At 60.6% G+C, this 25,535-nt stretch carries 17 protein-coding genes; 4 read left to right on the forward strand and 13 right to left on the reverse strand.

From position 1 onward, the window contains the following. Window positions 1-52: 52 nt before the first annotated feature. The 4 genes from GBEM_RS12050 to trpE all read right to left on the reverse strand — a co-directional run bounded on the left by GBEM_RS12050 (window position 53) and on the right by trpE (window position 8,276). The gene (locus tag GBEM_RS12050) at window positions 53-1,033 is read right to left on the reverse strand and encodes a class 1 fructose-bisphosphatase (protein WP_012530842.1); all 981 of its coding nucleotides are present in this window, start codon (window positions 1,031-1,033) and stop codon (window positions 53-55) included. Window positions 1,034-1,561: 528 nt separating this feature from the next. After that, entirely contained in the window at window positions 1,562-4,576 is a 3,015-nt protein-coding gene (gene pruA / locus GBEM_RS12055) for an L-glutamate gamma-semialdehyde dehydrogenase (RefSeq protein WP_012530843.1), read from the reverse strand. 449 nt (window positions 4,577-5,025) lie between these two features. Continuing rightward, a complete protein-coding gene (locus GBEM_RS12060; protein WP_012530844.1) occupies window positions 5,026-6,480 on the reverse strand; it encodes a sigma-54 interaction domain-containing protein in 1,455 nt (484 codons plus the stop codon). 320 nt (window positions 6,481-6,800) lie between these two features. After that, the gene (trpE, locus tag GBEM_RS12065) at window positions 6,801-8,276 is read right to left on the reverse strand and encodes an anthranilate synthase component I (RefSeq protein WP_012530845.1); all 1,476 of its coding nucleotides are present in this window, start codon (window positions 8,274-8,276) and stop codon (window positions 6,801-6,803) included. A gap of 479 nt (window positions 8,277-8,755) precedes the next feature. Between trpE and htpG the strand changes: the two genes are divergently transcribed. Continuing rightward, entirely contained in the window at window positions 8,756-10,690 is a 1,935-nt protein-coding gene (gene htpG, locus GBEM_RS12070; RefSeq protein WP_012530846.1) for a molecular chaperone HtpG, read from the forward strand. 95 nt (window positions 10,691-10,785) lie between these two features. Here htpG and GBEM_RS12075 read toward each other — a convergent pair whose 3' ends face one another. Beyond that, window positions 10,786-10,968: a hypothetical protein gene (locus GBEM_RS12075; RefSeq protein WP_012530847.1), complete on the reverse strand. Its 183-nt coding sequence runs from the start codon at window positions 10,966-10,968 to the stop codon at window positions 10,786-10,788. A gap of 408 nt (window positions 10,969-11,376) precedes the next feature. On the opposite strand from GBEM_RS12075, the gene GBEM_RS12080 reads away from it, so the two are divergent. From GBEM_RS12080 to GBEM_RS12090, 3 genes are read left to right on the forward strand one after another with little or no spacing between them, the layout of a single operon-like run. Continuing rightward, complete coding sequence (locus GBEM_RS12080) at window positions 11,377-12,945, forward strand: hybrid sensor histidine kinase/response regulator (protein WP_012530848.1); 1,569 nt, start codon at window positions 11,377-11,379, stop codon at window positions 12,943-12,945. 35 nt (window positions 12,946-12,980) lie between these two features. Then, window positions 12,981-14,087 (forward strand): dipeptide epimerase, encoded by a 1,107-nt coding sequence (locus GBEM_RS12085; RefSeq protein WP_012530849.1) that lies wholly within the window; start codon window positions 12,981-12,983, stop codon window positions 14,085-14,087. Beyond that, complete coding sequence (locus tag GBEM_RS12090; protein WP_012530850.1) at window positions 14,084-15,244, forward strand: DUF819 family protein; 1,161 nt, start codon at window positions 14,084-14,086, stop codon at window positions 15,242-15,244. The genes GBEM_RS12085 and GBEM_RS12090 overlap by 4 nt, the downstream gene beginning before the upstream one ends. Here the strand turns inward: GBEM_RS12090 and GBEM_RS12095 are convergent. The 8 genes from GBEM_RS12095 to GBEM_RS12130 form a co-directional block, all read right to left on the reverse strand. Continuing rightward, window positions 15,215-18,286, reverse strand: coding sequence for an ATP-binding protein (locus GBEM_RS12095; protein WP_012530851.1), 3,072 nt, complete (start codon window positions 18,284-18,286; stop codon window positions 15,215-15,217). The two genes, GBEM_RS12090 and GBEM_RS12095, sit on opposite strands and share 30 nt — an antisense overlap. A gap of 249 nt (window positions 18,287-18,535) precedes the next feature. After that, window positions 18,536-19,414: a response regulator gene (locus GBEM_RS12100; protein WP_012530852.1), complete on the reverse strand. Its 879-nt coding sequence runs from the start codon at window positions 19,412-19,414 to the stop codon at window positions 18,536-18,538. Window positions 19,415-19,565: 151 nt separating this feature from the next. Beyond that, window positions 19,566-20,213, reverse strand: a complete 648-nt coding sequence (locus tag GBEM_RS12105; RefSeq protein WP_012530853.1) for a TPM domain-containing protein — start codon at window positions 20,211-20,213, stop codon at window positions 19,566-19,568. Further along, on the reverse strand, window positions 20,213-21,076 hold the full coding sequence (locus tag GBEM_RS12110) for a TPM domain-containing protein (RefSeq protein WP_012530854.1): 864 nt from the start codon (window positions 21,074-21,076) through the stop codon (window positions 20,213-20,215). The genes GBEM_RS12105 and GBEM_RS12110 overlap by 1 nt, the downstream gene beginning before the upstream one ends. Window positions 21,077-21,097: 21 nt before the next feature. After that, a complete protein-coding gene (locus tag GBEM_RS12115; RefSeq protein ID WP_012530855.1) occupies window positions 21,098-21,682 on the reverse strand; it encodes a LemA family protein in 585 nt (194 codons plus the stop codon). 98 nt (window positions 21,683-21,780) lie between these two features. Beyond that, on the reverse strand, window positions 21,781-22,956 hold the full coding sequence (locus GBEM_RS12120) for a glycoside hydrolase 100 family protein (RefSeq protein WP_012530856.1): 1,176 nt from the start codon (window positions 22,954-22,956) through the stop codon (window positions 21,781-21,783). A gap of 32 nt (window positions 22,957-22,988) precedes the next feature. Further along, window positions 22,989-23,756, reverse strand: a complete 768-nt coding sequence (locus GBEM_RS12125; RefSeq protein ID WP_226373857.1) for a metallophosphoesterase family protein — start codon at window positions 23,754-23,756, stop codon at window positions 22,989-22,991. A gap of 232 nt (window positions 23,757-23,988) precedes the next feature. After that, window positions 23,989-25,368: a serine hydrolase domain-containing protein gene (locus tag GBEM_RS12130; RefSeq protein WP_012530858.1), complete on the reverse strand. Its 1,380-nt coding sequence runs from the start codon at window positions 25,366-25,368 to the stop codon at window positions 23,989-23,991. Window positions 25,369-25,535 lie beyond the last annotated feature (167 nt).

The following is a 25,535-nucleotide window of genomic DNA, read 5'->3' on the forward strand; positions in this document are numbered from 1 at the left end:
AGACAACTTTAGGGAAAAGTTGCCTCGGGACGGTCCATCTTACAACAAAGCTCTACCCGTTTACAAATGAGCCTGCCATCTTGACCTCTTGCTTGCCGCCGTTGACGAACGAGGTCGCGGTCTTTACGTCTTCCCTGCAGCCGATGTAGATCGGCGCCCTCTGGTCGAGCGATTCGGGAACGATGTCGAGGATCGGGATGCTGCCGTTGCTGGCGGCGCCGCCGGCATGCTCGATGATGAAAGCCATGGGGTTCAGTTCGAAAAGGACGCGCAGCTTTCCGTTGGGGGAACCGTTCAGCGCCGGGTACATGAAGAGCCCTTTCCCCTTCATCAGGACCTGGTTGATATCGGGAACGAAGCCGCCGGAGTAGCGAAGCTTGCACCCTTTCTCCTCCAGATGGCGGATGAACTTCTCGTCGCCGGCGTTGTACTTGTTCCGCAGGCCGCCGGGGGCGTAGATGTTCCCTTCCGGAGCCATCTTGACGTTCTCGCGGGTCAGGGTGAACTCCATCAGGTTGTTCATGGTGAACTCGTGCACCCCGTCGCCCACGGTGTAGACCAGGGAAACCCTCGGTCCGTAGAGGATGTACATGGCGGCGACCTGATTGCGGCCGGGCTGGAGCAGATCGCAGCCGGCGTAGATGGAGACGATGGTACCTACCGCAAGGTTCACGTCCACGAGCGACGAGCCGTCAAGCGGATCGTAGGCGACGGAATAGAGGCCGTCGGCGCTGGCCTGACACTGGTAGATCTCGTCCATCTCCTCCGAGGCGATGTTGCAGACCACGCCGGAGTGGATCAGGCGCTTGCGCATGATGCGGTCGGAGAGTACGTCGAGCGCGAGTTGCTCCTCGCCGTACAAGTTGGAGGTACCGGCGACGCCGAGGTCACCGGTGCGTACGGCGTTGATGACGTACTTGCTGGCCTCGGCAATTTCGCACATGAGGTGAACGAGGTTATCGCAAATGTTCTGGGCACGCAGATGGCGGCGCAGATCTATTTGGAATTTGGACGTACCCGGTGCATTAGACATGGCTCCCTCCAGATTAAATTAAAATTATTTTACGGCCACGTAGAGTATGTCAAATGCCTGTATAAATCAAGGAAAAAATGGCCGGACCGCGAGGCAGAGCAAGCACTTAAGTCAGCATTAAACAAAGGAATCTGTTGCGATGCCGTCTACATTTTTCTCTGATTGAGTCAAAGCATGAAACTGTGAGAGAAAGCAGTTCCATTGTGTGTCATTCATCCCTCTCCCTCGAGAGTAGGTGCACCAAAGAGTGTTCTCAATGCAGTGCATCTTGGGAAGCTTGAGCTTCGGCGGGCGTTGCGTTCCCAAGGTGGACCTTGGGAACGAGATCAACAAGTCCCCCTCCCCTCGAGGGAGGGGGTTAGGGGGTGGGGGTAGGTGCCACATTTTGCGCTGCCGGCAAGTTCACCCCCCCCCTGCCCCCTCCCGTTAAGGGAGGGGGAGAGCCAGAAAAGGCAATGGCAAAGAAAAAGCGCCTGCCCCTTTCCACAAGGTGCAGGCGCTTCGTTATCCCCGATTAGACGGAAGCTGTTATGCGACCCAGTCGTCGTCCTCCTCGACCGGTGCGAAGCCGCGGCGCATGGTGTTCTCGGTGACGACCCTGGGGTCCATGAAGTGCAGCAGGTAGTCATGTCCGCCAGCCTTGGTGCCGACGCCGGACATCTTGGAGCCGCCGAAGGGCTGGCGGCCGACGAGGGCGCCGGTGTTGTTGCGGTTTAAGTACAGGTTGCCGACCCGGAATTCCTTGCGAGCCTGCGCCAGATGTTCGGGGCTTCTGGAGAAGACGCCGCCGGTCAGTGCGAACTTGGTGGAGTTGGCCCAGGCGATGGCCTGGTCGAAGTCCTTGGCGCGCATGACGGCCAGGACCGGTCCGAAGATCTCTTCCTGCGCGATCCTGTGCTCGGGCTTGATGCCGCCGATGATGGTCATCGGGACGTAATAGCCGCCGTCGGCCGGGACCTTGCTCTCGTAAAGGAGCTGACCCTCCTTCTTGCCGATCTCCGCGTATTCCTTGATGGTCTTCATCGCCTTGTCGTCGGCTACGGCACCCATATAGTGGGCCGGGTCCTCAGAGGGGCCGACAAGCGTCGCCTGGGCCATGGAGACCAGGCGCTCCACGAACTTGTCATAGACCGCGTCGAGGACAATGACGCGGGAGCATGCGGAGCACTTCTGCCCTTGGAAGCCGAAGGCGGAGTAGAGCACGTGCGGCACCGCCTCGTCCAGGTCGGCGTCATCGTCGATGATGATGGCGTTCTTGCCTCCCATCTCGCAGACGATCTTCTTCACGTTCTCCTGCCCAGGATACACCTTGGCGGCGCGCTCGATTATGCGCAGACCGACTTCCATCGATCCGGTGAAGGCGATCAGGCTGATGTCAGGGCTGTCGACCAGGTAATCCCCCATCACCGAGCCGCGGCCGGGGGTGTAGTTGAAGACGCCGTCGGGAAGGCCTACCTCGCGGAAGAGTTCCACGATGTGGTAGCCGATGACCGAGGTAAGGCCGGAGGGTTTGAAGACCACGCAGTTGCCGGCAACGATCGCCGCCGAAACCATGCCCATGCTGATCGCCAGCGGGAAGTTCCACGGAGAGATTACCGCGGCCACCCCTTTGGGCTCGTAGAAGTAGTGGTTCAATTCGCCCGGCGCGTGGCCGATGCGCTTGGGGGCGCCCAAGGCAATCATCTCGCGGGCGTAGTACTCGAGGAAGTCGATCGCCTCGCAGACGTCGGCGTAGGCCTGGTCCCACTGCTTGCCTATCTCCAGCACCTGCCATGCGGAGAGTTCGAAGATCCTGCGGCGCGCCGCGGCGGCAGCCTTGACGAGGTACTCGGCGCGGAGCTTGATGTCGGTGTCGCGCCATGCCGGGAAAGCACCCTTGGCGGCGGCGATTGCATCGCCCACTTCCTTGGTCCCCGCCTGGCAGACGATGCCGACCGTTTCCGAAGGGTTGTTCGGGTTGACCGAGGCGATGGTGTCGCCGGTCTTCACTTCCTTCCCGTTGACGAAGAGCGGGTAGGTTTTGCCCAACTGCTTCCTCACCTCCGCTATCTGTTTCGGGAACGCAGCGCGATGGTCGGCCCTGGTGAAGTCCACCATCGCCTCGTTGTTGAATGGCGCCAGGTTGCCGGGGCCTTTCGCTATAGCCTTGTGCTTCGCGGCGCGCGCTTTACGCTCACGCTCGGCGGTCACCTCCGGGTCCTCCAGGAGTTTCTCGATCTGCGCGTCCTCGGCGAAGCTCTGACGCAGGAAGGACTCGTTTGCCGTGTTCTCCAGCAGACGCCGGACCAGGTACCCCATGCCGGGGACCATGTCGCCATACGGGCAGTAGAGGCGGATGCGGCCGGCAACCTTCAGTATCCCCTTGCGGACCGGCTCCGCCATCCCGTAAAGCACCTGGAACTCGTAGCGCTCGTCCGGCACGTTCAGCTCTTTGGCCATCTCCATAACCGCCGAGATGGTCCTGATGTTGTGCGAGGCGCAGGCGAAGTGGCAGATGTCGGAGCTTTCCAGGATCATCCTGGCCTGTCGCTCGTAAGCCGCATCCGACTCCGCCTTGATGGTCCAGACCGGAACCTTCCAGTCGTTCTGCTTGGCCTTCACGGTTTCATAGTCCCAGTACGCCCCCTTCACCAGGCGAATCGAGATCTGCACCTTGTTCTGGCGCGCCCAGGCGAGGAGTTCGGGAAGGTCCTTGTCGGTGTCCACCAGGTATGCCTGGAGCACGAGGCCGAAATGGGGGTATGCCGGGTACTCGAGCTTCAGCCTTTTGTAGACTTCGATGATGATGTCCTTGTGGCGGTAAGACTCCATGTCAATGCAGAGGAAGCCGTTCAGCTCCATGACCTTCACCGCGATCTTGCGCACGCGCTCCAGAATGGCGACCACCGAGCCCTCGAAGTCCTGCGGGTTGGCGAGGCAGAAAAGCGCCGTCGGTTTGACCGCAACGTTCACCTTTGGAGCGTGACCCCAATCGAGGCCGGCCTCCCCTCCCCTGCCCGGCAGCGGTTTCCAGTCCTTATATTCCTTCTTGAGCGAGTCCAGAAGCTCCAGGTAGGTGTTCATGTAGATATCCGCTTCCTTCTCCGAAAGCGTCGCCTCGCCCAGCACGTCCACGACGAAGGCGAAGCCGTCCTTTCTCAGGCGCTCCATGTTCTTGATCGCTTCCTTCGTGTTCTCCCCGACTATGAACTGACGGGCCATCTCCTGAATGTTGGTGGTGAGGAACTTGTTGAGGACCGCACCGCCGAAGGAGCCGAGCATGCCCGCCACCTTGGCGCCGGTGGAGAGAACCGGAGGCATATCCTTCTCCTCGCCGAAGTATTCGCGGATGTGGTCCGTCAGCAGTTTCCCGGTGGTGAGAGACGGGAAGACGTCGACGAAGCGGAACATCTGGATCTTAAAGGTCTCGTTCTGCATGCTCCAATCCATGACCTTGCCCATCCAGGCGCCCTTATTAAAGAGAGACGGCTTCTCGCCGGAGATGGTCGAGAAAAACTCCTTGCCCCTTGCCACAACTCGATTGTTCAGTTCGCTGTTATTCATCCTAAGGCTCCTTTATGACAGGTATTTCTGAAGGTAATCATAAACTCTCTTATTAAGAGCACAAGCCATGCCAGCCGTTTACGGCCAATGAGGGATGAAAGTCAAAGAGGACGAGCGCGGGGTAGTTACAATCCAAGGCGAGCCGACGCCTCTCGGCTAACCCGTTGCTGCAACAGCGTTGTTGCCGCGGCAAAGGTCACGTGATGTGATCTTGTTGAGGAAGAACCACTGTGAAAAAATTGGAGGCGAGAGGCTGAGAGAAGAGCGCTGGGAGCGGATCAAGGGGGGAAGAGGAAACAACATTATGCAGGCATGCATAACCAGCAAATAAAGGTGAACCGCTGAGAAAGCTATGGTGGTTGTCTTACTTTGTCAATTGAAGTTCGTGGTGTTCGCCTTGCTTTGTCAATTGTCAATTGTCAATCGTCAATTGTCAATTGGGGTTCAGGTCAATTGGGGTTAATCAGCTTGTATTTCCTAAGTTTCCTTGCAATGGTCGATTGGTTCACCCCAAGAACCTCAGCCATGCGCATTTGGTTGCGGTGTTTGGCCAGCGCCTTTTCCAGGACGGCCTTCTCGACCTGATCCAGCGTCTCCTGCAGCGGCACATCCTCCTGCCAGACCCCGGCCACCGCGGTCGGCTTACCGGCGCCGGCAGAGATCTCAGCAGGGAGATCCTTCACGTCGATCAGGTCCGTTTCCGCCATGACCACGAGCCGCTCGCAGACGTTCATCAACTGACGCACGTTTCCCGGGTAGTCGTAGGCAAGAAGCGCATCGGAGGCGGCACGGGTGATACGCTTGCGAATGGAGTCGCGAGCGCCGAAAAGTTCCAGGTAGTGTCTTACCAGCGGCAAAATGCAGTCCCGCCGCTCGCGCAAAGCCGGAACGCTGATGGGGATCACGTTGAGCCGGTAATAAAGGTCCAGCCTGAAGCTTCCCTGCCGCACCATCTCGTCCAGATTGCGGTGCGTCGCCGCCAGGATGCGGACGTCCAGATGCCTGGCCTTGGTCCCTCCCAAGCGGATCACCTTCCCGTTTTCGAGGAAGCGCAGCAGCTTCACCTGCGCCGACTGCGGCAACTCCGCGATCTCGTCCAGGAACAGGATGCCGCCGTCGGCAAGTTCCAAATAGCCGGGTTTGCCAGTCGTCTGCGCACCGGTAAAGGCTCCCTTCTCGTAACCGAAGAGCTCCGACTCTATCAGCGACTCCGGTATGGCACCGCAGTTTATCTCGATGAGAGGCTTGTCGGCCCTGGTGGAATTCTTGTGTATCAACTCGGCAATGAGCCCCTTGCCAACGCCCGACTCCCCGAGAATCAGCACCGTCGAGTTGACCGCGCTCACTTTAAGCGCCTGCTTCAGGGCGTTCACCATCAGCGGACTGCGGGCGACGACGCTCTTGGAGGCCACGTCTGCCTGCTGAAGTTCCAGCATGTGGTTACGGAACTGATCCCGCAGCGCCTCCTGCTCTTCCAGTTCGCGCTGCAAGTTATCGATCTCCGTGATGTCCCGCTCGCTTACCACGACCCGGATCACCTCGCCGTTTGCGTCCAGAACCGGAGTCCCCGTCGAGATGAGCTTGCGCCCTTCCCTGTTCTGCAGTTGGCTGACCACCTTCTTGGTGGTGATCGCCTCGAGCGCCGCCGAGCGGTCTATGAAACCTTCATCCAGAAGTTTCCGCATGTTCTTGCCGACAACTTCCGACGCCTTTATGTTGTTGATCCGCTCCGAGGCAGGGTTGATGCGGATGACTCGGGCCTCGGCGTCGCAGATCCAGAGGCCGTCCGAGGACGAATCGATGATCGCATCCAGCTCGCGGGTCAGATCCTGGAACGCCCGCATCTGGCGCGCCATCTCCTCGAGATCGAGCGTAGAAAGATTTTCCATAACCGGGTCAGTCATCGTCTCTCCTAAACTGGGGCTGAGAGTATCGCCGACAGGCATTATGCATGAATGCATTAGATATGCAATAACGAATAACAACAAAAAAGGAAAAGGGGACAGGCTACTTTATTTTTTCAAAAAGTAGCCTGTCCCCTTTTCAGCCTTTTCCGGCTAAACTGTTGAATTTGCAGGCAAATAGCCTTTTTAAAGACCGCCCTAGTGTCGCGAGGCGGAGGATAACAAGAAAAACAGGGCTATACGAGTTATAGACGAGTCCTAAAAGCCAAAGGGGGACAGGCTACTTTATCTTTCGAAAAAGTAGCCTGTCCCCCTTTTTTCTAATCCAGTCCCTTTTCCGCCATCTCGATGGCCTTGACCACGGCTTTCGCCTTGTTGACGGTCTCGACGTACTCGGCTGCGGGGTCGGAATCGGCGACGATGCCGGCGCCGGCCTGCAGATGCACCTTGCCGTCCTTTATGACCAAGGTCCTGATGGCGATAGCCATGTCCATGTTGCCGGAAAAGGAGAAGTAGCCGACGGCGCCGCCATACACCTCGCGCCGCACTCCTTCCAGCTCGTCGATGATCTCCATCGCCCGCACCTTAGGGGCTCCGGAGAGGGTCCCCGCGGGGAAGGTCGCACGCACGACATCGAAGGCATCCTGCCCCGGGGAGAGTTCCCCCTGCACGTTGGAGACGATGTGCATCACGTGGGAATAGCGTTCGATTATCATGAGCTCGGTGACCTTGACGCTACCGATCTTGCAGACGCGCCCCAGGTCATTTCTTCCCAGGTCGACCAGCATGACGTGTTCGGCGCGCTCCTTGGGGTCGTCGAGGAGGTCCCGCGCCAGTTCCTCGTCGGCCGCGGTGGTCGCGCCGCGGGGACGGGTGCCGGCGATGGGCCTTAGTTCCACCATCTCCCCTTCCTTACGCACCATCACCTCGGGGGAAGCGCCCACGACCAGGGTCTCGTCCAGGCGGAGGAAGAACATATACGGGGACGGGTTCAGGGTGCGGAGCGCGCGGTAGATGTCGAACGGTTCGACGGTGAGGTCGCCGGAAAATCGCTGGGAGAGTACCACCTGGATGATGTCGCCGTTTCTGACGTATTCCTTGGCGCGGGTGACCGCAGCCTCGAACTCCTCCGGTTTCACGTTGGAGCTGAACTCCACCTTCCCGTTAAAAGGCTTCTTCTCATTCGGGGGAAGCGGCGCCTTCAGGCGGGCGATGAGCCCCTCGATCTTCGCTATGGCGTCGTCGTAGGCGGCCTGAAGCGAGGTACCGCCGTCGACATGGGCGTTGGATACCACCTTGATCTTTTGGCTCAGGCTATCGAAGATGAGGATGGTGTCGGTGATGATGAAGTTGGCGTCGTAGGTGTTGATGTCGCTCGGATTGCTGTCAGGAAGCGTCTCAAAGTGCCTGACCGCATCGTACCCCAGATAACCGACCGCGCCGCCGAAGAAGCGCGGGATGCCAGGGACCTCCACCGGCTGATAGCGGGCCATGTAGTCGCGGATGTAGTTGAGGGGATCCGACACCTCGACGCGCCGCACCTCCCCCCCTTCCACGATCTCCACCCAATTGTCCTTGCCGCGGATCACGACCGCCGGCGAAGAACCGAGGAAGGTGTAGCGTCCCCATTTCTCGCCCCCCTCGATACTCTCCAGGAGAAAGCCGTAGCGGCCGTCGTCGATCTTCTTGAAGGCGCTGACCGGCGTATCCAGGTCGGCCAGGATTTCCCTGTAGACCGGGATGAGGTTGCCTTTGGTGGAAAGGGTTTGGAACGAGGCAAAATCGGGATAGTACATGGGGCTCCTTGGGGGTGGGCAAGGAGGAAGGAACGGGACGTATCTCCCTGCCGGGAAAGAATTTAAGCCCGACTTTATTAACATATTCGCCAGGGGAGTGTCAAAACCAAAACCCTCAAACCTCTAGCCACTGAGAAAAATCTGAGAGAACCAAACCTTAAAACCGTTAACAAGGAGAACATCTGAGGAAATCTGAGGACCGTCAACATCTGAGAGAACCACATGCCCAAATTCAACAGCGGGTTAAAACCGGAACCTTAACCCTTGTGTTCGCAGAAGCTTCAGGTTTTTCACTTTCAAACGTTTTGGTTTGTCAGGTTTTCTCCTTCAGTCAGGTTTCTCAGATGTCCTCAGATTTTCTCCTTGCCAATGGTTTGCTTATGTATTTCGGTTTTTCTTTCCTCCCCCCTTGAAATACGGAACTGCAGTGATTAGGTTCTGCGGGTCCAATTACTTTCCCAAAGGAGATCACTACCACCATGACCAAGACCGTCAAAAAGTTCGAGACCGAGGTTCAGCAACTCCTGGACCTGGTGATCCACTCCCTCTATTCCAACAAGGAAATCTTCCTCCGGGAGCTGATCTCTAACGCTTCTGACGCCATTGACAAGATAAAGTTCGAATCCCATTCCAACATGGAACTCCTGGAGGGGAACTCCGACTGGAAGATCAAGCTCCACGCGGACAAGGAAGCGGGAACCCTCACCGTCACCGACAACGGCATCGGCATGAGCATGGACGAGGTGGCTGAAAATATCGGCACCATCGCTAAATCCGGCACCAAGAGCTTCGTGGCGGCACTGAAGGAGCAGAACCTCGCCGACAACCCGGAGCTGATCGGGCAGTTTGGCGTCGGCTTCTACGCCTCTTTCATGGTGGCCGACAAGGTCGTCCTTACCACCAGGAAAGCGGGCGGCAAGGAGTTCGGCTGCCGCTGGGAGTCGACCGGCGACGGCAGCTACACCATCGAGGAGTGCGAAAAGGAGACCCGCGGCACCGAGATCGTCCTGCACCTCAAAGACGAAATGAAGGAGTTCCTCGACGAGTGGAAGATCCGCTCCATCGTGAAGAAGTACTCCGACTACGTGCAGTACCCGGTAGTCATGGACATCACCCGCACCGAGCCGGTGAAGGACGCCGAAGGTAAGGTGATCGAGGGTGGCGGGACCATCGAGAAGACCACGGAGGAGACCCTCAACTCCATGAAGGCGATCTGGACCAGGTCCAAGAGCGAGATCACCGAGGAGGAGTACGACGAGTTCTACAAGCACATCTCCCACGACTACGACAAGCCGCTTTCCACCATCCATTACTCCGCCGAAGGGGTGAGCGAGTTCAAGGCAATCGTCTACATCCCTTCGCACAAACCCTACGACCTCTTCCTGCGGGACCACAAGAAAGGGGTGCACCTCTACGTGAAGCGGGTCTATATCACCGACAACTGCGAGGCGCTGCTCCCCGACTACCTGCGCTTCATCAAGGGTGTGGTCGATTCCTCGGACCTGCCGCTCAACGTCTCCCGCGAGATCCTGCAGGAGGACGTGCAGATCAAGCGGATCCAGAAGTCCCTGGTCGGCAAGATCCTCTCCACCCTGGCCGAAATGAAGGAGAAGAACTTCGAGGAGTACCTGAAGTTCTATGCGGAATTCGGCCCGGTGCTCAAGGAAGGGATCCACTTCGACCACGCCAACAAGGAGAAGATCCAGGACCTCCTCCTCTACGAGAGCTCCAAGACCGAGAAAGGGAAGTACGTCTCCTTCAAGGAGTACGCGGAGCGCATGCCCGAGGGGCAGAAGGAGATCTACTTCATCACCGGCATGTCCCGCGAGGCGGTGGAGAATTCACCCTATATGGAGGCGCTGCGTAAGAAGGATTACGAAGTCCTCTACATGATCGACCCGGTCGACGAGTGGGTGGTGCAGGCAATCACCGAGTACCAGGAGAAGCACCTGAAAGCGATCGACCGCGGCGACCTGGAGATAGACACCGAGGAGGAGAAGAAGGAGAAGGAAGCGAAGAAGGAGGAGGCGAAGAAGGAATACGGGAGCCTCATGGAGTTTATCCAGGAGACCCTCAAGGAGAAGGTGAAGGAAGTCCGCCTCTCCTCCCGCTTGACCGACAGCGCCTGCTGCCTGGTGGCCGACGAGATGGGGCTGAACGCCAACATGGAGAAGATCCTCAAGGCGATGAACCAGGAGGTCCCGGAAGCGAAGAGGATCCTGGAACTAAACCCGGACCACCAGATCCTGCAGGTCATGACGGCGATGTACGAAAAGGACAAGGCCGACCCGAAGCTCAAGGACTACAGCGAGCTCCTTTTCGATCAGGCCCTCCTCACCGAGGGGTCCCCGATCAAGGACCCGCTCCGCTTCACCAAGCTGGTGAGCGAGTTGATGGTCGTCGGCGGGAAATAAGGGAAGATAAAAATAAGCCGGGGGGACACAAGGTCCCTCCGGCTTTGCCATATTCAGGGGCCTAGCCCCTTGGCTATAGAGACGGACAGCCAGGCTTACAGGAGAAAATAGGCCGAGACCATCAGGAAGAAGGCTGCACTGGCAGGTATCGGCGCCGTCACAAACGCTTTGCGCAGCCGCTGGAACAGCGCAGGAAACACGTCTAGGAACAGGTAAGACGCGGTCATTGTTGCTAGTAAGTAGATGATGCACTCGTGGCCGTAACTTAGATGATTCATACTGGCCACCTCCTTTTCACTCCAGAGATCACTCTGGTCGCTGATTCCCTCCGGCAACTTCGAGGGTCCCGGGCAAGAATGAATTTATAGTCAGCATAGACAGTGCCAGAAATCATATTATCCCCAAGATCCTCGCTCCCTCTCAAGGGGCTGAAAATGTGGGCTTTCCCCTACCCAAGCAGGAAGCCTCCCGCAGCTCGCGGCCGATATGTTAAAGATTCCGACACATCCCTCCCATTAAAGTGTCGGGAAATTGAACATAATGAAAAATCGGACGCCCTCATCCCCCTGTCTTTCCATTGTTTTTAATTTACAACCCATGAGATTTGCCATATATTCCTCTGGCTTTCATACGGTCCAGGCAGCGACAAGCCGTACCATCACGCCAGATAGCGAAAGGGTGGTGAAATGAGCGATATCGAGAAGGGGTTTAAGACGCTGTTCCAGAACATGGAATTGGGTGCCTATCTGCAAAGCGCGGATGGCTCCATGGTCGACGTCAATCCTGCAGCCTTATCCATGCTCGGATTGACCCGTGAGGAGTTCCTTGCCGGCTGCGGTCCCTCGCCTTGCTGGCACCTGGCCGGTGAGAGCGGCGAGGAGCTTTTGCCCGACCAGCACCCCGCTGCGCTCGCCCTCGAGAGCGCACAGGAGGTCCGGGATTTCGTCGCCTCGGTGCATCAGGAGGGAGAACCTTTTCCGCTCTGGATCAACCTGAACGCGATACCGCTGCGGGATGAAGAAGGGGGCGCCCCCCTCGCCGTCCTGGTCACGCTGAGGGACATCTCGAAGCTCAGGCGCCTGGAGCAGGCTGTCGCCGCGACGGCCGCCGAGCGGGAACAGGAACAAAAGCAGTTGCAGGTGCACCACGCCAAGAAGCTGGAAAGCCTCGGAGTCCTCGCCGGCGGCATCGCACACGATTTCAACAACATACTCACCTCCATCATGGGAAACACCGAGCTTGCGCTGATGCAGCTCACCCCCGGGGCCCCTGCCTGCGAAAACTTGCGCCGGGTGGAACGGGCCTCCCACCGCGCTGCGGCCCTCCTGAAGCAGATGCTTTTCTACCTGGGTAGAGGCACCTTTTCCTCCGAACCGATAGATCTGAACCGGTTGGTGGAGGAGATGGCGGATATGCTGCAGGCTGCGATCTCCAAGAAGGCAACGCTGCGCCTGGAGCTCTCCCGGCCGCTGGGCCTTTTCAGCGCCGACCCGGTCCAGGTGCGCCAAGTGGTGATGAACCTGGTCCTGAACGCTTCGGAAGCGCTCGGAAACGAGGTAGGCAAGATCAAAGTCTCCACCTCGCAAAGGCACTACCGTGAGGAAGAGCTTGCCGAGTTCCGCTGCAGCGAGGAACTCGCCCCAGGCAGCTACCTGAGCCTGTCGGTGAGTGACACGGGTTACGGCATGGACAAGGAAACGAGGGCGCGGTTCTTCGACCGCCTGTTCCCCGCTACCGGACGAGGGCTGGGTATGGCGGCCATCCTCGGCGTGGTCAGGGGGCTCAGAGGAGGGATGCGGCTGCAAAGCGACGTGGGGAAAGGCTCCGCCTTCACGCTGCTGATCCCTGTGGACGCGGATGTGCTGACGGCCGCCAAGCCCGCCGAGCGTGCCTCCGAACCGATGGGGATGGGCCCCGTGCTTTTGGTCGACGACGAAGAGGAGGTGTGCCTGTTGGTGGGCGCCATGCTGGAGCGGCTCGGGTACGAGGTGATCCCTGCAAGCGACGGCCATCAGGCTCTCGGGCTTTACCTGCAGCGCGACGACTGGGCCTTCGTCATGCTGGACCTCACCATGCCGGTCATGGACGGCGAGGAGACCTACGAGCAGCTGCGCGGAATCGACCCGTCGGTGAGGGTAGTCATCACCAGCGGCTACAGCGAAAACGAGGTGGCGCGCCGCTTCGAAGGAAAAGGGGTGAAGGGAGTGCTGCAAAAACCTTTCGACATGGACGCGCTGCGCAGGGTTATCAGGTAGGAGTTTTCCGGAGCCACATCCAAGGAGGCACAGAGATGGATATTTCCTTTCAGATACAAGATGCCGTCGCCTCGGTGATACGGGCGCCGCTTGCCTCCCCTTTCAGGATCGCCACAGGGCAGCACGACGAACTGGAGAACGTGTTCCTCAAGCTCACCACGCGGGACGGCGTGTCGGGTTACGGCGAGGCCGCGGTCGCCTCGCACATCACCGGCGAGACCGTGCCGGGAACGCTGGCGAACCTTCAAAACGCAGCGGCCGCCTTGCGCGGTCAAACCGTCGATGACGCGGAGAGCGCCTGCCGGCAGTTCGCGGCTGCCTTCGCCGGCAACCACGCAGGGCTCGCGGCGCTGGAGATGGCGCTATTGGACCTCTCCTCGCGCGTGCGCGGCATCCCCTTTTACCGCCTCTTCGCCCCGGTGGCGGCCCTGGAGCCGCGGCTCGCCTTCTCCACCGACATAACGGTCGTCATCGGCTCGCTGGACGAGGCCAGGGCCACCGCCCGGGAGTTCGCCTCGCGCGGGTTCAAGGCCTTCAAGATCAAGATCGGCCGCGACGAGCAGCTCGACCTGGCACGCGTGCTTGCCGTGCACGAGATAGCGCCGGATAGCCAGATCATCCTGGACGCCAACATGGGGTTCAGCGCCGGCTCCATGCTGGCCTTTCTGGACCGGCTGGCCGCGAAAGGGGTGCGGCCGGTCCTTTTGGAACAGCCGGTGCCCAAAATGGATTGGGACGGTCTCAGCGAGATCACCGCGGCGCTTACCGGAAGCGAAACACTCGTCTGCGCCGACGAGAGCGTAGGCTCCCTGGCCGACGCCCGGCGCGCCATCGACAGCAACGCGGTCAGCGCCATCAACGTGAAGTTCATGAAAAGCGGGATTCTGGAAGGAGCCGAGATCGCGAGGTTAGCCGCCTCCCGCGGGATCCGGCTCATGCTGGGAGCGATGATGGAGAGCGCACTGGCGGTTACCGCGTCGGCTCACTTCGCAGCGGGGCTCGCCTGCTTCGATTATCTGGATATGGACACCACCTTCTTCCTGAAGGGTGAGCTGGCCCATTCCCCCTACCTCGACGAGCACGGGCGCTTCGACCTGCACGACGCCGGCCCCGGCATCGGAGTCGAGCCCCGTTTTTCATGATCAGCAACCCGGTTCTCATCGTAGCCGTCTTGATCTCCATCGAGGCCCTGGTCCTGTGGCTGTCGCGTCACGAGCGGACCAGGCGCTATTTCGACCTGCTCCCCTCGGTCTTCTGGATCTATTTTCTCCCCATGCTGGCGGCGACCTTCGGGCTCATCGCAACCAAGAGCCCGGTCTACGGCTTCATCACCAGCTGGCTCCTCCCCGCAAGTCTCGTGCTGCTCCTTTTGCCGGTGGACATCAAGGCGATCCTGAGGCTTGGCCCCACGGCCATCGCCATGTTCTTCATCGGCGCGGCCGGGATCATCGCCGGCGCGGCCCTCTCCTTCTCCCTCTTCGAGCCGGTGATCGGAGCCCGGTTCTGGTCCGGCTTCGGGGCGATATCCGCCTCCTGGACCGGCGGCAGCGCCAACATGATCGCGGTGAAGGAGGCGCTTTCGGTCCCCGACGAGGTCTTCGCGCCCATGGTGATAGTGGACACGGTGGTCCCCTACCTCTGGATGGGGTTCATGATCGCCATCGTCGGCCTGCAGCCTGCCTTCGACCGCTGGAACCGCTCGAACCGAGCCACGCTGGATCACCTGGGGGAAGAGGCGGTGCAGTACCTCGCCACCGCCGGCGGCCGCACCTGGAGCGGGATAGCGATATCCCTCGCCGTAGCCCTGGCAGGCGGGGTGGGCGCGCACCTTATCGGCGAACAGATGCCCCGGGTAAAGGACATCTTGACCGGCTACACCTGGACCATCATGATCGTGACCCTCTTGGGGATACTCCTCTCCTTCTCCCCTTTGCGCCGCCTGGAGCGCTCCGGCGCTTCGCGGACCGGCTACGATCTCCTCTACTTCGTCCTCACCGCCATCGGGGCCAAGGCGTCGGTCGCGGACATCGGCTCGGCGCTGGTGCTTATCGGCGCGGGCCTCGTCATCGTCGCGGTCCACGCCGTCTTTCTGCTGGTCGGGGCGCGCCTTTTGAAGGCGCCTATGTTCCTGGTAGCCGCAGCAAGCCAGGCCAACGTCGGCGGCGTCGCCTCCGCGCCGGTGGTGGCCGAGGTGTACCATCCCGGCCTCGCCTCGGTGGGGCTGCTTCTGGCCATCCTGGGTAACATCGTCGGCACCTGGCTCGGCATCCTAGCCGCCCAGCTCTGCCGCCTCCTGTGAGCCCTCCTCCGGCTCCAGTATCTGTCGCAGCTTCCTGCTCATCTCCGCCAGTTTGTACGGCTTCTGCATTACCCCGGAAACCCCGCAGCCTTCGAACTTCCGACTCACCTCCAGCTCATTGTAACCGCTGGAAAGGATCACCCTCACCCCCGGCTCCATTTCGCGCAGTACGGTAAAGGCCTGCTCGCCGTCCAACTCCGGCATGGTAAGGTCCAGGACCACGCAGACGATCTCCTCCCGTTTTTCCTTGAAGAGTTCGACCGCCGCGCGCCCGTCGCAGGCCGTCAGCACCCGGAATCCTAGCGTCTCCAGCATCTCCTGCCCCAGGGCCCTGATCGATTCCTCGTCGTCGGCCAAAAGCACCGTGCCGCTGCCGCGCCAAAGACCCTCCTCCGCCGCCGGTTGCAGGGCCTCTCCCTGCGCAGACATGCACGGGAGCAGCAGCCTGAAGGTGCTCCCCTTCCCTTCCTCGCTGTAGATCTTGATGGCGCCGTTGTGCGAGCGCACGATGCCTAGCACCGCGGCCATGCCGAGCCCGCGGCCGGTGAACTTGGTGGTGAAGAACGGATCGAAGATCTTGGGGATGATCTCTTTCTTGATGCCGCAGCCGTTGTCGGAGATCTCCAGCATCAGGTAGGGGCCCTCGGGGAGGCGGTCATCGATCCACGTTTCGGAGAGGTAGGCGCGGTCGCACTCCAGGTAGCCGGTCCTGATCGCTATCACGCCGATGTTGTCGCCTATCGCCTCGGAGGCATTCAACACCAGGTTCAGGATCACCTGGCGCAGTTGCGTGGCGTCGCCGCTGATGGCCGGGAGGTCGGGGGCGAAATCGTAATGCAACTGCGTCTTCTTGGAGATGGAGATCTCGAGCATCTGAGCCATCTCCTTGACCGTCTGGGCCAGATCCAGCTTCTGGATCACGAAATTCCCTCTCCCGGAGTAGGCCAGCATCTGCTGAGCCAAGTCCGCGGCCCTGCTCGCGGCCTGTTCGATCTGCTGCAGGTTTTCCCGCACCGGGGTCCCTTCGGGAAGTCGCATCAAGGCAAGGTCGGCGTTGCCCAACACCACCATCAGGATGTTGTTGAAGTCATGGGCTATGCCGCCGGCCAAAACCCCCAGGCTCTCCAGCTTCTGCACGTGTAGCATCTGGGCCTGGATCTGCCGCTTCTCCTCCTCCAGCCCCTTTCGCGCCGCTATGTCGACCGCGATGAACATGAGGTGCGAACGCCCCTCCACCTCGAAGCGCGAGAGGAGGAACTCGGCCTGGATGCTCTTTTCGAAGCTCGTTTGCGCGCAGACTTCGATGCTCCGTGTCCGCCCGTCGGAGAGGACCTGCTCGGCAAGCTGGAGAATCCCCGCCTCCCGCCAGAGCTCAATCTCCCTGAAGTTCAAGGTCAGTATCTGCTGCCGGGTCCCCCCCACCATCGCGGCCATCGCCTGGTTCGCCATGACGCAGCAGCCGCTTGCCCCCTCGTAGACCAGGATGCCGGTGGGCGATGCGGCTAAGAGGGACTCCACCAGTGCCAGCGCTTTGTCGCGCGACTCCTCGACCGCCTTTCGCTCGGAAATGTCCTCGTACACTCCCAGTATCCCGGCCACCTCTCCCTGCTCGTTCAGAAGCGGCACCTTGGTGGTATCCACCCATATACGCCTCCCACCCGCCTGCAGCTGCTGCTCGATGATGTGGAACTTGGCGCGGTTTTGCCCCATGACCGCGCGGTCGTCGCTGCGGTACGCCTCGCTCTCCTCGCGCAGCCAGGGAAGGTCGAAGTCGCTCTTGCCCCTGATCTCGTCGGTGTGTGCCACCCCGGCCCCCTTGGCAAAGACGGCGTTGCATCCCTGGTAGATGCTCTCCCGGTCCTTCCAGAACACGGACTGCGGGATGGTGTCGATGATCTGTGCCAGCATGTTGCGCCCTTCGCGCTCCCTCTTCTCAGCCCGCTCTCGCTCGGCTAGCTCGGTCGTAAGCTTCAGGTTGGCAAGATGCAGCTCGGCCGTCCGCTCAGCCACCCGCAGCTCCAGTTCCTCCTTGGCCTGAGTCAGCTCGTCTTCCGCCGCTGCCTGCCGAAGGCACCTCAAGTAGATGATCCTGGAAAGGATCAGGGTGACCAGGAGGAATACGCAGACCATGGTGCTGATCTGGAGCAGCTCGCCGCGCCAGCGGGCCAGGAAGTCTTCAGGCGCCAGCTCCAGGGAGAGGTACAGGGGAAACCGGCCGACCTTGCGGAAGGATGCGAGCCTGGGGGAGCCCCAAGCATCGCTTTCGCCAAAGTAGCTCCCGCTCTCGCGCCCCCGGGCGATTTGGTCCCAGATCTCGCCCGGCACCCCCTTTCGCCCCGTTACGGCGCCGGCATCCGTACCCTGCGGATGCCGCACGATGGCGGACAGCGACGCGTCGGTGAGAGTAATTGTGCCGTGGGAGCCCACCTTCATCGGCAGGAGCATGCCGCGGATACGCTCCAAATCGATGGCACAGTACACCACGCCGGCAAAAGCGCCGCCAGATCGCTCCACCCTTCGGGCGAGGATAAGGACCCTTTTGCCGCTGATTAGCCCTAGGATCGGTTCCGAAATCACCAGCCCCGCCCTCGGATCGGTGGCCAGTTTCTTGAAGTAGCTTCTCTGCGAGACGTTTTTCAAGGTGCCCGCCTGCACCCCGGTGCCGTAGCGGATATTTCCCTGGGCATCGGCGATCCGCATGCTGTCCAGCATCGGCAGCCGGGAACGCTGCCCCGCCAGCAAACTGTTCAGCTCCCCTTCCTCGACTCGTCCCTGCTGCAGCTCCTGCTGCACTTCATCCACCATGGACAAAAGCGCGATATCAGCAGACTCCAGTACCCCTGCGATGCTGTAGGAAAGCGCCTGCAAGAGGTTGTCGCTTTGTACCTGTGCGTTGCCGAGGTAAGTTTCCCTACTCTGCCAGAGGGAGAAGAAACCCGTTAGCGCCAGGAACAGGTTTATCAGCAGGACCACCGAGGCGGTCCAGACCACCAGGTTCCTGCCGGATTGCCTGTTGTTTCTCTGCGATGGTGCAGCGTTCATGGAGTACTCCGATGGAGCCGCGGCTACAAAGAGCCGCGGCTTCGGCCGGTCGATCGAGAATTGACGGAATTGCGCGTTTACCTACTCATCGGCGCAGGAAGCTGTCTCATTAGGAGAAATCGCATGCATGACTGAGGGATGTACTAGCCGATAAAAAAGGAAGGAAACAAGAGGAAAGGAGCGAAAAAAGAGGGGCCGCGTAAAAGACGCGGCCCCTCTAGGCTGGGCGGGAAAATGGGGGGCGGGAGGCTAGGCGGTCTTGCCGTACAAGGCTTCCCTGCTCTGGAAGGCCCTTTTCACCCGGGTCATAAGCCCGATCTCCTTGACCGGTTTCAGTACGAAGTCGAAGAACCCCCTCTCCAGGGCCTCCTTTTCCTCGTCCGGCGTGGCGGCGGCAGTCATCAGGATCACCGGCATGTAGCGGAACTCCGGGATGTTGCGGATGGCGTAAAGGAACTCGTAACCCCCGAGTTTGGGCATCACCTTGTCCGTGATCACCAGCTTCGGCTTCAAGGCGAAGATCTTGGCGAAGGCATCCATGCCGTCGATGGCCGTCTCAACGGTGCATCCGTGCTTGATCAGGATCTTGGCCACCATCTCGCGGGAGAGCTGGTCATCCTCGACGAGCAGGATGGTTTTTCCCTCTGGGCCCGTTACCGGCTGGCCCAGGTAGTGCTTGGCGATGGCGCGGTTTATCTCCATGCGGGTCGCGACGTAAAGGATCAGCTTGACCTTGTGCATGGCAGCGATCTGCTGGAAAAGCTCGTCCGTGGTCGGATCGGCAACTGCGAGCCCGAGGCGCCCGTCGTCCATCTTCAACGGGAAAATGGTGTGCTTCACCGCCATCTCCATCGGTATCATACGCAGCATTGCCGGGGAGTAGGCGTACTTGGAAAAATCGGAGATCTTGCGGCAGCGGTACTGGATAGCCAGCGCCTCGGCCAGTTCTTCGGGCGAAACCAGCCCGATCACCTCCAAGAGCTCACCGAGACGGATCCCTTTGCTCTTGGCATGATCGATCAGGCGATCAACCGATACCTTGGTTAAAAGCCCCCGCTCCACGAAGATTTCTCCCAGCGGCTTGCGGATTTGCGGCGTGGTGTTCAAAGACTCGATGTCGGCGGACATGCTTTCTGCTCCTGCAGCTGCCTCTCAGGCAACCGCGCGGTGATTTTCACGGCCGGCTACGCTCATGGCAGCGCGGCCCGAGTCATCATAATGAGAGGGATAGCGAGGGAAAGTCAATGCAATTTTTGCAGCTGGTGGGAAAGGGGAAAGGTCACGAGGCGATGATCTCGTCGGGGAGTTCGTTCTGGTCGTCGCTATGGCGGGGGAAATGCTTGGCCAGCTCAATGCCGCAGCTGGCGATCACTTGGCAGAGGCTGTCAGCGGCTTTCCCCTGGCGCAGCCCCTGGGCGAGTTCGTCCACCAAGTTGTTCCACTCCCCTTGGGGGATCTTTTGGTCGATGCCGCGGTCCCCCAGGATCCAGACCTTGCGCTCCAAAAGGGAGATGAAGATGAGGACGCCGGTCCCTTCCTTGGTCCGGTACAGCCCCTGCTGGTAGAAAGCGACCAGCGCCCTTTCGCTGACCGCGTCGGCCACGCGCCCCGCGGCTGCGAAGGAAAGCTTCAGCCTTGGGAAACGATGAAAGAGCTTCAGTGCCGGGTAAAAGAGCAGGAAAACCAAGGGAATGTAGCTCCAGATAGTCACGTGCCTTATGGCTACCGCCGCCACCACCGCGACGAGCCCCGCCAAAAGCAGAGCACCTAGCGCCTCGGCCTCCCGGTAGCGGTCGCTGGCCCACACGATCATGGTGGCGATCTCGCCGCTGGTGCGTTTCTCCGCCTGCGCTACCGCCTCGCGGATCCGCTCCTTCTCCTCGGGGGAGAAGAACTCCTCTGCATGTTGCGCCTGCGATAGGTCCATTACCAGTCTCCCGAAGCGCCGCCGCCGCCGAAGCTGCCGCCGCCTCCTGAGAATCCCCCCCCGCCGAAACCGCCGCCGAACCCTCCGCCTCCGAAACCGCCGAAGAAAGGCCCGCCACCCGAGAACCCTCCCCTACCCCCTGAGCCGAACAAAAAGGAGACGAATAGCCCCAAGAGAAAGCCTACAACGGCAAGTCCGCCCAGAAGGAGCAGGGAGGTCACCCCGAAGGAGAGCAAAGCCGCCACCGGGACGCCGACTGCGCCCGCCATCCCGCCAAGGATCCTGGAGATCCCCCCCAGGAACACCGAGGCGACCAGCACGAAGATGAGCAGCGTGAAAATGGGGTTGGCCCCCCTCTTCCCGTGCCGCAGGTCGTTTGGTTCCGCTTGGTACTCGCCGCGCACGGTCGCCATGATGGCCTCCGCGCCGCGGGTGACGCCCAGGTCATACTCGCCCCTCTTGAAGGCAGGGGTGATTTCGTTGCGGATAATGCGGCCGGAAATGAGGTCGGTCAGCGTCCCTTCCAGCCCGCGCCCCGACTCGATCCGCACCTTGCGGTCATTTTTCGCCACCAGGAGCAGGGCGCCGTTGTCCTTCCCCTTTTGACCGATGCGCCAGTTCTCCACCACCTTGATGGAGTACTCTTCCAGCACCTCTCCTTCCAGGCTCGGGATGGTGAGCACCACTATCTGGGTGGAGTCGCTTCTTTCGAAGGCGGCCAGCTCGCTTTCCAGCTGCTGCGCCGCCGCCGGCGAAAGCATGGCGGCGTAATCGTTCACGTAACCCTTGAGCGGCGGAACCTCCACCCCCTGGCAAAGGGTCGCGAACAAAAGAACGCAGATGAGGAAAAGGAACTTTTTCATGCCGCCTCGATCGATGAGAGTCTAGAACTTGATCTTCGGGGCCGTCTTGGCCCCCTCTTCGGCCTTGAACGGCTCTTTGCGTGCGAGGTGCAACAGGACTGAGTTGGTGAGCGAATTGGGGAAGCTGCGTATGGTGGTGTTGAAATCCTGCACCGACTGGTTGTAGCGCACCCGCGCCACGTTAATGCGGTTTTCGGTCCCCTCCAGCTGGTTCTGCAGGTCCATGAAATTCTGGTTGGCCTTGAGGTCGGGGTAGCGCTCCACGACCACCATCAGCCGGGACAGGGCGCCGGAAAGCTGCGACTGCGCCTGCTGGAAATTTTGCATCGCCTGCTGGCTGTTGACGGCGTCGCGGGTCACCTGAACCGACCCCACCTTGGCCCGGGCCTCCGTGACAGCGGTAAGGGTCTCGGCTTCGTGCTTCGCATATCCCTTCACCACCTCGACCAGGTTAGGCACCAGGTCGGCGCGCCTTTGGTATGAGGCCTCCACATCCCCCCAGGCTGCGAAAACCGCCTCCTCCTTGGCCTGCATCGTGTTGTAGCCGCAACCGGAAAGCCCCAGGAGCGTCAGCAGGGCCAGTATCATTAGGATCGGTCTTTTCATGTTTTCATCCTCCTTGATTATCATGAGCACAATAATAATCATGACCTGGAGGAAAAGCCACCCTCTCCTAGAAAATTATTAAGGATCGCGGCGAGGGTTCAGGGGAGGTAGCGCGTGCCGTCGGCGAGGGTGCGGTAGGCGAGGACGTAGAGAGAGGCGTTCCAGGACTGCCGGGGCATGCCCATAGGCTCGCCCGTCTCCCCCTGGAACCATTCGTTGAATTCCCAACCGTTCACCCGGTTGGAGCGGGCCAGCTTCTCCAGCTCGGACCACGCCTGCCTGGTCCGCCCCAGGCGCGCCAGGAGCAGCACCCAGAATCCCCCGACGAAGGGCCAGGCGCCGCCGTTATGGTACTGCCAGGCGAGGTTCTGCCGGTGGCGCTGCATGTAGGGGCGCCAAAGCCTGGAGCCGGGCCGGATCGGGTCTCCCACCACCCTGACGGGGTGCGGCTGGTTCGCCTTCAGGGCCAAGATCGCTTCGACCGCCTTGTCGCCGGTGGAGGGGGGGCTCACCCCGAGCAGGTGCGCCATGATGTTTCCGAAGATGTCGATCTCCTCGCCCCAGTCGGAGAAGTTGACGAAGCTGAGATAAAAGGGGGAAGGCTTGCAGCGGTTGCGGATGTAGTGGACCAGCAGGCGGGCGCGCTTGTGTGTAGGGACCACTCGGCCAAAGGGGGAAAGGAGCGTGTTCAGGTACTCTTTCGTCTCTGCCGCGCAGGGGAGGCCGTAGAGGGTCTTGGTCCAGTACCAAAGGACGTTGGTGTAGAGGACGTAACCCGCCCGCGGCATGATGTCGGCCCAGTCGCTTGCGTCCAGCTGCTGCAGCAGGCGCCAGACCTGGTGTTCCTGGCACTGGAGCCAGGAAAGGGCGAGGTCGGTCTGAGGGGCGAGCCGCGCTCCAAGCCCACCTTCGGGAAGAACGCGGTCCACGAAGCGAATGGCGATGAGCCACCACAAGGTGGCGTCGATGCAGCCGGAGTACCAGAAGTCAGCCTCCCCCAGCTCCGGCTTCACGTACTTCGGTATCTGGCCGTTGCCGGCCTGGTACCGGGCCAGGGTCAGAAGCCCCTCTGCCGCTATGCGCCGCAACTCCTCGTCTCCCGACACCGCCATCCCCAAAGCGCAGATGGAAGCGTCGCGGCCGAAGATGCTGGTATAGTTGCGCCCCTCGGACCTCTGGTTCCTCCCCGAGGCAAGGATGCCGGCCGGCGTGGAATTTTCCCGCAAAAGCGCCAGCGCCTCGCGGTAGCACTCCGCCAGCAGTTCATGGTCCATCGCCTTTCCCTCTTCTCCAGCGGCAGTAAAAGTCACCCCTTAAGCGGCACCATCCGGTAACTCGCCCTACCCTTTTTCACCCGCACCAACAGGATGTGGTTGACCGGTACCCCGTGGCGGGTGAACCAGACCAGGGGAGCGCCGGCGCCGCCGGTGATGAAGGCGGGGATGCCGGCGAACTCGGAGCGGTCGTACAGGTGGGAATGGGCGAAGAAGAGTCCCTGCACCCTGCTTCCCGCCAGGGTCTTTTCGAGTTGCTCAACTCCTTGGGTGAAAGTGTGCCCGCGCCAGCGCTCGGTCTGAGGGGGGACGTGCATGGAAACGAAAACGGTGGCCGGGCCGGAGGCGATTTCGCGGCGCAGGCGCTCCTGCTCGGCTGGGCGCAGCGCGCTGTCAGCGTTGTCGAGCGCCACCAGCCTGAGACCGAGCCTGGCGATATCGAGCGTGAAGTTTAACGGCCCTACCTCTTTCGCAAAGACTTCGCGCTCCTCGTGATTCCCGACCACGACGAACACCGGGAGCTCGGGTACGCTCCGCCGCAACAGCGACAGGAAGTTGGCGGTTTCAGCCTCGCTTCCCTTGTTGGAGTAGTCGCCGGCATGCAGGATGAATAGAGGGCTGTAGGAGCGCGCCAATGCCAGCACCTGCAAAAAAGTGCGTTCACCGTCGCGGCTGTCGCCCATGACCACGAAGCTGTAGTCGTCAGGAAGGACCTGCCGTGCCCTTGCCGCCAGAAGTTCGCTGGAATGCTCGTAGAGCGTCTGGCCCTGGCAGGTTTGGTAGGCGGGCAGGACCAGCAACAGTGCAAGGAAGAGGCGTTTTAAAAGAGGTACGGATGCTCTTAAGGAGGAGAAGGTCATTGTTGTCAGGAAGCCTTCGAGGGGTGACTGAAGCAGGGGCGTCGATGTGGAAAATACTACTGACGACGAAGCCCCAGGTTCAATAGGTGTTTTTTAACGGAGGGTAAAAGTAACACAGATAGGACCAGCAGGCAACGCCTATGTCGGCATAAATTTACCGGGAGAGCGGCCGCTAGCTCTTGGCGAGGCGCCGCTTCTTCCCTGACTCGTTCTTGGCCAGCTTGGCGATGCGGCTGTTCCTGTGGCCGGAGCGCGCCTTGGCTAGGTGCCGGTCCTTCTTCTTGGTTTCGCACTTGGCGGCTCGCCGGTCGACGCCCCACTTGGAGCGTGCGGATACCTTGCTGCGCCGGACCGGGATTTCGATCGCCTCGGCCGCGGACGCCACCAGCACGCGGTTCTTGATCTGCGGCAGTTCCGCCACGGGCACGGGCTGCGCCTCGCCGCTTCCTGGCGACCTGAAATCTGCGGAGGCGTAGGTGGAGACATCCCTGCGCAACTGGTTGAAATTTTTTACGTTGTGGTAATCCGACCTTCTGGTCAGCATGATCACGAAGAGGTCCTGCTCGGGATCGATCCAGATGGAGGAGCCGCTGTAACCTGTGTGTCCGAAGGAGGCGTCGGAGAAAAAGTTCCCTTTCGGGGCCGAGAAGGGAGAGGAGATGTCCCATCCCAGGCCGCGCTTTACGCGCCCGTTGTTGCAGAGGTAGGGAGTGATCATCTGGGCGACCACCTGCTCGGACAGGATGCGCTTTCCGTCCAGGGTCCCCTTGCCAAGCAATAGCCGCGCATAGCGGGAGAGATCGTGCGCCGAGCTGAACACGCCGGCGTGCCCTGCCACCCCCCCGAGGCGCCTCGCGTTCTCATCCTGCACCACTCCGCCGCGGTTGCCGGAGGTGGGGGCGATCTCGGGAACGAGCCCTGCCGGCGGGAGGAACTGGGTCGCCTTGGCCCCCAAAGGCTCGTAGATCTGCTCCTTGCAAAAGAGGTCCAGCGTCTCGCCGGAAACCCTGTGCACCAGTTCGCCCAGGAGTATGAAATTGATGTCGGCGTAGTCGAAAGAGGTACCCGGGCTCTTGCGGGCCAGTTGCGCCGCGGCCTTGCGGATCGCCCCCTGGATGGAGCCGATCTGGAAGTCGGCAAGGCCGGAGGTGTGGGTCAAGAGGTGCAGCACGGTGAGCTGAGAGCCGGCAAATTCGGGGAACCAGCGGGAAACCGGGTCGGTCAGGCTGATCTTACCCTCGTCGAGGAGCTTGATGACGGCAGGGGTTGTGGCCACCACCTTGGTGAGGGAGGCGAGGTCGAACACGGTGCGATCCGTGATCGGCTCGGCGCCAGGGTCGGAATTGAGCTGACCGCGGGAGGCCGTAGCCAATATCCCTTCATGATTGCCGACCACCACGACTCCGCCGACGATGAGTTTCTCGGACATGGCCCTTTCCAGCAACAGGTCTATGTTGGAGACCAGCCCCGGGGGAATGGGCTCCACTGCGGCGAGGAGATCCTGGGGAACCAGCAACGGGAACAGCATGAGTATCAGGATGATAGCGCGCACGTGCTTCCTTGTATGTTCTGTGTCTGTGTCGCCGGCAGCGGCGTAACCCTTCGAGAAGATCTTTCAGTCATGCCCTGCAAGAAGAACACCGAGTGAGGTGATCGACTTGCGGCTACGATACAGGAGCGGACGTGAAAATAATGTGACGTGAGTCACTTATCGGCATG

Origin of the sequence: Citrifermentans bemidjiense Bem, from assembly GCF_000020725.1 — a bacterium.
GTDB classification, from domain to species: Bacteria; Desulfobacterota; Desulfuromonadia; order Geobacterales; family Geobacteraceae; genus Geomonas; species Geomonas bemidjiensis.